Source organism: Neorhizobium sp. LMR1-1-1.1 (genome assembly GCF_040675795.1).
In the GTDB taxonomy this organism is placed as follows: domain Bacteria; phylum Pseudomonadota; class Alphaproteobacteria; order Rhizobiales; family Rhizobiaceae; genus Neorhizobium; species Neorhizobium cellulosilyticum.
The window spans coordinates 592,645-603,796 of record NZ_JBEGHE010000025.1 but is presented as its reverse complement, the minus strand read 5'-3'; the positions used below and the strand labels follow the sequence as shown (position 1 = coordinate 603,796).

6 protein-coding genes and 1 tRNA gene are annotated in these 11,152 nt (G+C 59.1%); 3 read left to right on the top strand and 4 right to left on the bottom strand.

All coding sequences use genetic code 11. The features are described 5' to 3' along the window. Nucleotides 1-17: 17 nt before the first annotated feature. Nucleotides 18-770 carry an SDR family oxidoreductase gene (locus MRBLMR1_RS16035; RefSeq protein ID WP_148148106.1) on the bottom strand — a complete coding sequence of 251 codons (753 nt, stop codon included), beginning with the start codon at nucleotides 768-770 and terminating at the stop codon, nucleotides 18-20. Between the two features lie 96 nt (nucleotides 771-866). Here MRBLMR1_RS16035 and MRBLMR1_RS16030 point away from each other — a divergent pair, with 96 nt between their 5' ends. Continuing rightward, a complete protein-coding gene (locus MRBLMR1_RS16030; protein WP_148148107.1) occupies nucleotides 867-1,829 on the top strand; it encodes an AraC family transcriptional regulator in 963 nt (320 codons plus the stop codon). 10 nt (nucleotides 1,830-1,839) lie between these two features. On the opposite strand, the gene MRBLMR1_RS16025 is transcribed toward MRBLMR1_RS16030, so the two are convergent. Together MRBLMR1_RS16025 and MRBLMR1_RS16020 are read right to left on the bottom strand one after the other, a co-directional pair. After that, nucleotides 1,840-1,916 (bottom strand) — tRNA-His (locus MRBLMR1_RS16025). A 137-nt stretch (nucleotides 1,917-2,053) separates the two neighbouring features. Next, nucleotides 2,054-2,542, bottom strand: coding sequence for a phasin family protein (locus MRBLMR1_RS16020; protein WP_500065253.1), 489 nt, complete (start codon nucleotides 2,540-2,542; stop codon nucleotides 2,054-2,056). 196 nt (nucleotides 2,543-2,738) lie between these two features. On the opposite strand from MRBLMR1_RS16020, the gene MRBLMR1_RS16015 reads away from it, so the two are divergent. After that, nucleotides 2,739-6,863, top strand: a complete 4,125-nt coding sequence (locus tag MRBLMR1_RS16015) for an ATP-binding protein (protein ID WP_148148109.1) — start codon at nucleotides 2,739-2,741, stop codon at nucleotides 6,861-6,863. 268 nt (nucleotides 6,864-7,131) lie between these two features. On the opposite strand, the gene MRBLMR1_RS16010 is transcribed toward MRBLMR1_RS16015, so the two are convergent. Next, nucleotides 7,132-9,093: an acetoacetate--CoA ligase gene (locus tag MRBLMR1_RS16010; RefSeq protein WP_148148110.1), complete on the bottom strand. Its 1,962-nt coding sequence runs from the start codon at nucleotides 9,091-9,093 to the stop codon at nucleotides 7,132-7,134. Between the two features lie 185 nt (nucleotides 9,094-9,278). Here MRBLMR1_RS16010 and MRBLMR1_RS16005 point away from each other — a divergent pair, with 185 nt between their 5' ends. Then, complete coding sequence (locus MRBLMR1_RS16005; RefSeq protein ID WP_500065250.1) at nucleotides 9,279-11,135, top strand: AsmA family protein; 1,857 nt, start codon at nucleotides 9,279-9,281, stop codon at nucleotides 11,133-11,135. Nucleotides 11,136-11,152: the final 17 nt, after the last annotated feature.

Here is an 11,152-nt window from a genome sequence, read left to right as displayed (position 1 = left end):
GGCGGATTTTTGTTGCGTCAGGCCTGCGAATTGGCGAGCGCCACCGCATCGGCACCAGCCGGCAGCCGCATCGGGGATGACGGATCGCTCACTGCCCGCCAGACCGCTTGTGCGACATCCATCGGCAACGTGACCTCTGTTCTCTGCCTCATCTCGCCAAACACCTCATTTGCATATCCGGCATAGGCTTCCGGGAAACCACCATGCCCTTCCATACGGGAGATCGCGGTCTTGCCGAAACTGGTGGCTGGTGCCGCGCCCGGAAGCACGATCTTCACATCAATGCCGAATGGTTCGAGTTCGAGTGCAAGCGATTCCGTAAACGCATTCACCGCGGCCTTGCTCGCCGTATAGACCGACAGAAGCGGCAGCGGCTTCATGGTGACCGTCGACGTGACATTGACGATCAGCCCCGCCCTTCTTTCGCGGAACTGCGGAAGCACGGCCTGCACCATGCGCATGGTGCCGATCGTGTTGGTCTCGAAGATATCGCGGATGACATCGACCGGCGTGCCTTCGAGCGCGTTCAGCCAGCCGATGCCGGCATTGTTGACAAGGACGTCGATCGGGCCGGCCGCTTCGATAGCCCTTGCGACGCTTTCATCGCTTCTGACGTCGAGGGGGAGAATGCGCAGGTTTTCGGATATCGGCAGCAGATCCTCACGCGGATTACGCATGGTCGCAACCACGTTCCAGCCGCGATCGAGAAACAGCTTTGCGATATCGAGGCCGAAACCGGACGAGCAGCCGGTGATGAGAACCGTCTTCATGATTGTTCCTTTCATGTTGTCTGGTCATGAAAGTAGATATCGAGGGCAGGACGTACTATAATCGATCGTCCTCAATTCATTTTCGAAAGTCCCGAATTGACCGATCCTTTCGCAGACGTTGTGGCCCTGCTTCAACCAAGCCTGCCGTTTTCGAAGATGGCGAGCGGCTCCGGTCCCTGGCGCGTCGATGCACCGGCGACGGCACGGCCACTTTTCTGCGTCCTTCTCGAAGGTGCTTCGCGGCTGTCGGCTCCCGGGGAGGAACCGATAGAACTGCAGGCCGGCGACTTCATCCTGATCCCCGCCGCCTGCGACTTTACCATGTCGAGTATCGAGCCGGTCGATCCGGAAAATGCCGCGCATTTCGCCGTTACCAAGCGCGATGAGGAGACCCGGCACGGCGATCCGGACGGACCGGCCAATATGCGCATGCTTGTTGGCGGACTTGCCTTCGGATCCCCGGATGCAAGCCTTCTCGTATCGCTGCTGCCGCGGCTGGTGCATGTGCGCGGCGAAAGGCAGTTCGCCACCATCGTTCAACTGATCCGGAACGAAGCGAAGGAAGAAAAGCCGGCGCGCGACATGGTGCTGACGCGGCTTCTCGAAGTGCTGCTGATCGAGGCACTTCGGTCGGCATCCGGCGGCAGCGCCTCTCCCGGCCTGCTTCGCGGGCTTTCCGACGAGCGGCTGGCGGCCGCGCTTCGCAAGATACATGCGGACCCGAAGCATCACTGGACGGTGGAGAAACTGGCGGGCGAAGCGGCTCTATCCCGATCGGTCTTTTTCGAACGCTTTCGCAAGGCGATGGGCGTCGCGCCGATCGAATATCTGCTCTCCTGGCGGATGGCGATCGCGAAAAAACTGCTCAGACGTGGCAATGAAGGCATCAAGGAGATCGCCGATCGTGTCGGCTACGGCTCCGCCAGCGCCTTCAGCATCGCATTCACACGATTTGTCGGAATGCCACCAACACATTACGCGCGTGCAGAGATGAACCGGGATATAGCGGAAGGAATTTCCCCTCTCCCCGTAAGTCCTAGTGACTTGAAGACTTACTGAGAGAGGGGAATGGTACGGTTGAGTGGGGTCGAACCACCGACCTCAGGTGCCACAAACCTGCGCTCTAACCAACTGAGCTACAACCGCACAGATCGCCGAAGCGATGTTGACCGGTCACATACGGCCATCGAATGAAGATTGCAAGTCCTTTCAATCTGACAAATTCGATCCTTGTGATCAAGTCTGCCACGCGCATGTGGACAAGTCTTCGGGCATGCGGACAATCAGGCCGGCCTGAATGCTTCCATGACCTTTTCGGCAGCTTCCTTGCCGGGCCTGGAAACCTCGCCCGCAACCTTCTGGGCTGCCTCCTGCATGACTTTCACCTGCTCGACGGTAAATTCCGCCTGCTTGCGGACAAAAGCCGTCTGCAGTTCCATCACTTCGGAGAAGGATTTTGCACCGATCAGCTGCTCCATATGGGAGAGTGACATTTCGGTATTGGTGCGAAACGCGTCGATCGCCTTCAGGCCGAATTCCATCGAGCCCGCCTGGGCAGAATGGATTGTGGATTCAACCGTGCGGGAGGCTTCCGCCGCCGCCGTTTTCATCTTACCGTAGGCATCACGGGAATGGGTCGTGCTTGTCTCTGCAAATTCACGCCAGCTTTGCGTGAGCTTTGCCGGATCGAATGCCGAAAACGAGAAGATATCGTCAGTATAAGCCACAATCTTTTCCTCCAAAAAGATCCGGTCCGGCGAAAAAACAGGCATCGCCGAACCTGTTGTGCCGTAAATATAGTCGATGCCATTGTGCATTGCAATATATGCGGCACTGCACAACCAACCGGCGTTAACCCTGTTTACGCGTTCCTGTTCTCCCATGTGGACCCTGTCGAAGGGGAGGGATATTAACAAGAGGTTAATTCCATGGCCTTATAGGCCGACACGTAATTTCACAGGCTTGCCCATGTCGGACGTGCAATACCCATTCATCGATGTCGCCGTACACGAGCGTGTGCGAGAGGCATTTGCCGCGGGTATGGCCGTCGTTCTGTTCTCGGCGGATCTCAGATCGGTCTCATGGGCAAATGGCCGGGGTGCCGCACTTTTTGGCTTCGGCTCAATCTATGATTTTCTCGACCAGGGGCTTGACCGCGGCGAACTGATGTTTCGCCAGGTGGAGCCTGTAGCACGCTCGCTGCAGTCGGTGGGCGACAGGCGCACGTTTACTGTTCGCATCGCTTCCGGGTTTCTGCGCGTGGCTGTGCAGGCGCGCTGCGAAATGATCCGGGTTCAGGACAAGCCGTGCATCCTTCTCTCCGTGCCGGTGGACAGCCAAAACCTGCCGCTAAAGGAATGTGCTGCCCGCCTGATCGAAGGCTTTGACGATCCCGACACGCATATGGCCGTGCTCGATGGCGATGGTAACATTCTGGCTGCATCCGGCCAGTTTGCAGCGCTCAGCCTTTCCATCCAGACGACGCGCATGCTTGTCTCGATGGTCGGCAATGACCGTCACCGACTGATCAAGCGCCCGATCGCGACCGCCAGCGGATATTTGCCCGCTGCGATCGGCCAGGTGTCGGAAGAGCCTGCCCTTAATCTTCTGTTCGTCGTGGGAGCCGCAAAAATGCAGGCTGCGGCGGTGAATGCCGCCCATGCTGCGGAAGACATCGCCGTCGATAACTTCGCCTTGCCTGACTACGAAGATGCGCTGAGCGCCGTCGCCGCGATCGAGGACAATCCCGAAGCGGAGGAAGAAATCTCGCTCGATGACACGACGGGCGCGGCCGACGAGAGTGATGCGGCTTCCGTGGAGACGGGCGGACACGAGACAGAAACCGAAGCTGATGCCTTCGCCGAGACCGCTGCAGAAAAGGTCATGGTGGAAGAGGCTTCGGACACGCCTTCGCCGGTTTCCCGCATTGAAGACATCAAGAGCGGGGATGTGAAGACTGAAGATCTGGCCCCCACTGATGAAGGGGACGAGGTTTTCGCCGAGAGCGGCGAGCCGGATGCGAAGACGTTCGACGGCACCACAGCTGCTGAGCGGGATGCCGAAAACGTTGCGCAGGACATTTCTGCCGAAGAGATCGTGAGCGGAGAAAATCGCATTCCGGCAGACCTGTCGGGCGACGCGGACGTGGCTGTCGACATTGAAACCGATGACGACGAGGTCGCGCCGTTCGAATCGCACGAAGAGCATGATGACGAAACCGTGCCAGCCACCACGTCTGAGGCAGAGGCGCCGGGTCAGCGGAATGAAGGCATAAACATCACCGAAGATCACGCCGGACCAATGCCGCTTGCGCAACAGGCAGAGCCGGCATCACGTCCGCTCGGAACGGTGCGCTTCGTCTGGAAAATCGATGCCGCCGGCCGGTTCAGCGAAGTGTCGAAGGAATTCGCCCAGGCTGTCGGGCCGCATGCAGCCGATATTTCGGGCATGGCGTTTTCCGATCTCGCCGCACTCTTCAATCTCGATCCGGACGGCAAGATCGGCGAATTGCTTGGCCGTCGGGACACATGGTCAGGCAAGACGATCTGGTGGCCGGTAGAGGGAACCTCGCTCGTGGTGCCGGTCGATCTGGCAGCGCTCCCGACTTACACGAGAGCACGCGAATTTGACGGGTTCCGCGGCTTCGGCATCGTTCGGATGGGCGACGCAGCCGAAGACCCGCACGCCGCTGGCCTTTCATTGGTGGGAGCAGAGGCAGACCTAGCAGCCAAGCCGCTCGAAGCAGAACAGGACGATTTGCAAGCTTCCGAGCAATTGGAAGAGGTTCTCAAGCAACCGGCCGAAAACCAGAATGCCGATACTGTCCCTGCGGCAAGCGACGAGAGCGCGGAAACGGCAGCGTTCGATGAGATTGGCGACACATCGAATGAAGAGGCAAATGTCGAAGCGAGCTCTTTCGCCGATGACGACATGCCGATGCCGGGTGAAACGGACAACGAACCGGATGTGGATACCGTTGATGCGGACACAGCTGAAGACCTGGCCAAGACCGTTGACTGGCCGGAAGGCGAGCCCCCAGCCCTGACGCTGACCGACACGCCGGGCAGACGGCAATGGGACAAGGTGATCCAGCTTGAGGAGCGACGCTCACGGCTGAGTCCCGGCGAGCAGGCAAACTTTCAGGAAATTGCCCGACGTCTGGATGATTTCGTGAAACCAGCCGAGGATCTGGAGACGGAAAGCGACGAAGCCCTCGGTGATCAGGTTATCACCGCAGACACCCCCGCATCCGATCTGCCTGAGGATGTTGCGGCTTCCAGCAAGGACGCAACCAGCACGAACGAAGACCTCGTTTCCGAGGCTAATGGCGAGGCTGAGCAGTCCCTGCCGACCGACGACGACGAAACGCAACAGGTTGACGAAGAAGTGCCGGAAGATGCCCAGGCATTTCACGAGGATGAGACGCTTGAGGTGACCGACGGATCGGAGACTTCCGATGGCATCGTCGTCACGTTGTTCGACAACGAGCCGACGGAAGCAACCGAGGACCGCCCCGAGAATGAGATCGAGCACGAGGAAGCGGCGGATGCCGCGGCTCTCGCCGCCATGCTGCCCGGTCGCGATCGCACCGGCCTTTCCGAGGATATCATCGACCAGATGCCGGTGGCACTTCTGGTGCATGCCGGTGATCGGCTGATCCACGCCAACAGCGAATTCCTGAAACTGACCGGCTATTCTTCGCTAGAGGCGCTTGGCGATGTCGGCGGACTTGATGCGTTGTTGCAGCGGCAGGAACTGGAAGACAAGACCACGCATGCCGGCGGCATGGTGGTGGTGCGCGCCGACGACGTGATCGTTCCCGTGACGGCAAGGCTTCAGTCGATCCGCTTCAATGAGACATCGGCATTGATGCTGGCGCTGATGCCGGTTGCCGCCGAAGCGGAGCCGCCAGAAAACACCACGGCGGAAGTGTTGCCGCTGCGCCCGATCCGCACCGCCGACCAATTGGCGAAACTGCAGGTCGAGGTGGAGGAGCTGCGGGCCATTCTGGAGACCGCCACCGACGGCGTCGTCATCATCGGATCCGACAGGGAAGTCCGGTCGATGAACCGGGCGGCAAGCGCGCTGTTCAACTTCGATGGCGAAGAGATCAACGGCAAGCCGTTCGTCACGCTTTTTGCGCATGAAAGCCAGCGGGCAATCCTCGACTATCTCTCCGGGATTTCCGGCCATGGCGTGGCGAGCGTGCTGAATGACGGTCGTGAAGTGATCGGCCGGGAGGCATCCGGCGGGTTCCTTCCTCTTTTCATGACGATCGGCCGATTGACGTCATCCAACGGCTATTGCGCCGTCATCCGCGACATCACCCAGTGGAAACGGACCGAAGACGAGCTGCGCACCGCAAAACGCGCCGCGGAAACGGCCAATGCGCACAAGAGCGAGTTCCTTGCGCATGTGAGCCACGAGATTCGCACGCCACTGAATGCCATTATCGGCTTTGCCGACATGATGGCATCGGAACGGCTCGGGCCTGTCGGCCACCCCCGCTATATCGAATATTCGAACGATATCGGCCGCTCGGGCCGGCATGTGCTCGATATCGTCAACGACCTGCTCGATATTTCCAAGATCGAGGCGGGAGAGCTTGATCTCGATTTCATCGCTGTCGGCCTGGACGAAACGGTGTCGGAAGCGGTCTCGCTTGTGCAGCCGCAAGCAAACGGCCAGCGGGTGATCATACGCACGGCACTGTCGCAAGCCGTGCCGCAGGTGGTGGCCGATCTGCGCTCGATCAAGCAGATCGTGCTCAACATCCTGTCCAACGCCATCCGGTTTACGCCATCGGGCGGTCAGATCGTCGTCTCCACCGCCTATGAGACGAATGGCAGCGTCGTGCTGAGAATTCGCGATACCGGTATCGGCATGAACCGCGCCGAGCTGGAATTGGCGATGAAGCCATTCCGGCAGGTGGCGGGCGCATCCCGCAAACGGGGTGACGGCACGGGCCTTGGGCTGCCACTGACAAAAGCGATGGTGGATGCGAACCGGGCGAATTTCGCCATTACCTCGGCGCCGAACGAGGGAACGCTGGTGGAGATCACCTTCCCGTCGCAGCGGGTTCTGGCGAGTTAACGACACGCCAGAAAAGCGATACATAATCATATATTCACGCAATGCGTGTATTGTGCTATAAAAAAGGGGCAGCCTCGGCTGCCCTTAAGTCATTGTGCTGTTGAACAACGATAGAAGTAAAAGACGTCCCGCCTCAAAATCTCATCGTGTGTCAGCTTTATAGCCCCTAACGGGACATTTTGCGCCAGAATTGAGGAACGTCACTCAACAAGAGCTTAAACCTGTCCCGATCCGGATCATCGCGATGTATTGCTGCATTGCAGCAAGATCACGTGCCAAGTTCTGCAAGGTTTTCGTACTGTTTCAACGCGTCGGGATTAGCGAGTGCTTCCTTGTTTTTGACGGGCCTGCCGTGAACGACATCGCGCACTGCAAGTTCGACGATCTTGCCGGATTTGGTTCGCGGAATATCCGATACCTGTATGACCTTGGCGGGGACATGGCGAGGCGTCGTGCCATTGCGGATACGAGTACGTATTGCCTTGGCAAGATCCTCATCGAGCGACAACCCATTGGCGAGCCGGACGAACAACACGACGCGCACATCATTGTGCCAATCCTGGCCGATACAGATGGCTTCTGACACTTCCTCCATCTGCTCGACCTGATTATAGATTTCGGCCGTGCCGATGCGCACGCCGCCAGGATTGAGCGTCGCATCCGAGCGACCATGGATGATCAGCCCGCCATGCGCTGTCCATTCGGCGAAATCGCCGTGGCACCAGATATTGTCGAAACGCTCGAAATAAGCGGCCCTGTATCTCGACTTGTCCGGGTCGTTCCAGAACCCGACCGGCATTGAGGGGAAGGCTTTGGTGCAAACCAGTTCGCCCTTCTCGCCGCGTACCGGCTCGCCATCGTCGTTCCATATATCGACGGCAAGCCCCAGTCCCGGCCCCTGAATTTCGCCCTTCCAGACAGGTTTCAACGGATTGCCCAGCACGAAACACGAGACGATGTCAGTGCCGCCGGAGATCGATGCAAGATGCATATCCTGCTTGATGCCTTCATAAACAAAGGAGAATCCTTCAGGAGACAGCGGCGAACCGGTTGAGGTCATCAGGCGCAGCGATGACAGATCATGACTTTCCTTCGGCACGATGCCGGACTTGCGCAGTGAATCGATATATTTGGCCGCCGTGCCGAAGACCGCAAACTTTTCATCCTGAGCAAAATCGAAGAGCACGTTGCCATCGGGAGCAAAGGGCGAGCCGTCATAGAGGCAGAGCGTCGCACCAACCGCGAGGCCCGAAGCCAACCAGTTCCACATCATCCAGCCGCAGGTGGTGAAATAGAAGAGCCTCTCACCCGGCTCTATGCCGCAATGGAGCCGATGCTCCTTCAGATGCTGCAGCAAGGTGCCGCCGGCAGAGTGGACGATACATTTCGGGATGCCGGTCGTGCCGGAGGAAAACAGGATGTAGAGCGGATGGGAAAACGGCAGCTGGACAAATTCGAGCGGCTTTTCCTGATAGGCGGCGATTACATCGGGGTAAGTGCGTGAGTCCGTCAAGTCGGCGGCCAGCGTTGCCGCCTTGCCAAGATAGGGCACGACGATGACCGGCACGCCAAGGCGGGCGGTCACGACCTTCAGCTTGGCGGAAACATCCTGCTGTTTGCCGTTATACCAGTAACCGTCACAGGTGATGAAAAGCCTGGGCTCGATCTGGCCGAAGCGGTCGAGCACGCCCTGCTCACCGAAATCGGGGGAACAGGACGACCAGATGGCGCCGAGCGAGGCAGTGGCCAACATGCAGGCAATGGTTTCGGGCATGTTCGGCATCATCGCCGCAACGCGATCCCCTTTGCCGATACCCATGGCGCGAAAGGCCTGCTGGAGCTTCGAGACTTCCGAGCGCAGCCTGTCCCACGACCAGCTGTAACGGGCCTTGTCTTCGCCGCGAAAGATCAGCGCCTCAACAGTCCCCTCACAGGCATGCGCCAGCAGGTTTTCTGCAAAGTTGAGCGAGGCGTCGGGGAAGAAGCGTGCCGCCAGCATATCCTGGCCGTCTGCCAACACGGTTTCGCCGCGATCTCCCATGACACCGCAGAAATCCCAGATCGCCAGCCAGAATTTTTCGCTCTCCTCGACCGACCAGGAATGAAAGGCGTCATAATCGGCGAATGCCACCGAATGGCGCTCCTCGCACCAGCGGATGAAGCGATAGAGTGGCGTTTTCTGCCGTTTTTCTTCGGACATGGTCCAGAGCGGCTTTTCCTTATCGAGCATATTCCTCCCTTTCCGGCCGACGCGACCGGCCTTTCGGCATTTGCCGACCTCCTTGCGCCGCAAGACACCTCCATGCCGGTGCGGCTCAAGGATGTATAACATGTCGCATGCGACAATGAAGCACGAGACGTGAACCGTCAGGCGCCTGAATTGCGCCGTGCCGTCATTTCCTATATGCGCCTTGCATGTTCACCAGAGCCGCCCAGACATTCCGCAGGCATGCACGCCGGCCAGTTGGTCGAACGGTGCTGATTGCGCTTGCGATGATCCTTGCGGTGGGCGCGATTTTCAGGATCGTCACGCCTTTCCTGATTTCCACCAGTCTGGTGCGGGAAAGCATCGAACAGTCGGTAGAACGGTGGACCGGGAATAACGCCACAATCGGCGGCATCTCCACAATTCGGTTCTGGCCGCATCCGGAAGTCACGCTTACCGACATCACCATTCATAACGATGAACATGGCGGACGGCAGATACTGGCAACGATCAAGGAACTGTCCGCCTCGTTCGACTTGATGGAAGCCTTGCTTGGCCAGCCGGTCTTTGAGGATTTCCGCCTTAACGAACCACACCTTTTCATGAGCCGCGACAAGGACGAGCGGCTTCATTGGGCCAATGGCGGACAGCTGGTCGATGCCATGGCGAAGGTTTCTGCCAATGGCGACCGGCAGAGGCTAGATCAGGCGCTGGATGCACCGATTGGCGAGGTACAGTTTCGCAACGGCATTCTCGATATCATCCGCGAAACAGATGGAAGTGTCGTCCGCTTCGATGCCATCAACGGCATGATGGATTGGCCTCGTCTTTCCGATACCGCCATCATCCGCGGGGACGCCGTTGTCCGCGGCAAAAGGATCGGCCTCGATATTCGCAGCACACAGCCGCTGCTGCTTCTCGATGGTAGAAGCGGAGATTTCGAGGGAACGGCCAGTGCCGACATCGGGTTTGCAAAGTTCGACGGCGTCGCAAGCCTGACGCCGCGAGGTTATTTCTCCGGCAATGCCGAGCTTCGGGCGTCGGACATGCCTGCTGCGCTGCGCTGGTTCGAGATCGATCCACGCCTGGTGGATGGACTGCAATCGGCATCGGTTTCGGCCCGGTTGATTGCAGACCGCCAGGAAATGCGGTTCGAGGAGCTTTCGCTCGGGCTGAACGAGGAGAATGCAACCGGTCTGCTGGAGCTCGACATCCCCGCCTCCACGCCGCCGAAGCTTTCGGGCACGCTTGCCTTCGATCATATGGACCTGCGCCGCCTGCTTATCGCTCTGGAGCCGACGATCAGCAAGGATGTGCAAGCGCTGCCGTCGCTTGTGACGAATATGGACCTCGATATGAGGCTTTCTTCACAAATCGCCTCGTTGGGCGGTCTCCAGCTTTATGATGTGGCGCTTGGGCTGATGAATGTGACCCAGCAGTTCCGCCTCGATATTCTCGATAGCGATCTAAAACCGGGTCGCCTGACGGGGCGGATCACCACCCTTAATGCGAATTCCAGCGCCCGGGGCGAGGAACAAAGCGTCGCCTTCCGCGCGGCCGTCCGGGGCGTCGATTTCGCGACGATCGCACAACAGCTGCAGCTCAAAGGCCCGCTGCCTGCAGCACAGGGATCGCTCGACATTTCGCTGGATGTGCCACGCCCGATCACGCGCGACGCCTGGAACGCAGCGACCGGGACGGTCAGCTTCCAGACAGGCTCCGGCAATCTGACCGGCATGGACCTGTCGGCTATTCGCCAGCTAGCAATCCGGAAACCCTATTTCTCGCTTAGCGACGCTGCAACGGGCTCCATCGAATTCGACAGCATGAAGGCGACAGCCACTATCCGCAACGGAATTGCCGACCTTCAGGACACCGAGATTGCCGGGCGCAACGAAACGATTGCGCTGACCGGGGCCGTGCCGCTTGCAAACAGCAGCCTCGCGCTCTCGGCCACGATCACACCGAAGGATGCAAACCCGCCGCTGAACTTTTTCATCGGCGGCGCATGGCCGACACCGAGCCTCTGGCCGATGAACGTGCCGGCCGCCAAGCCCGGCGAATAAAACCGCGGGCCGCCCCT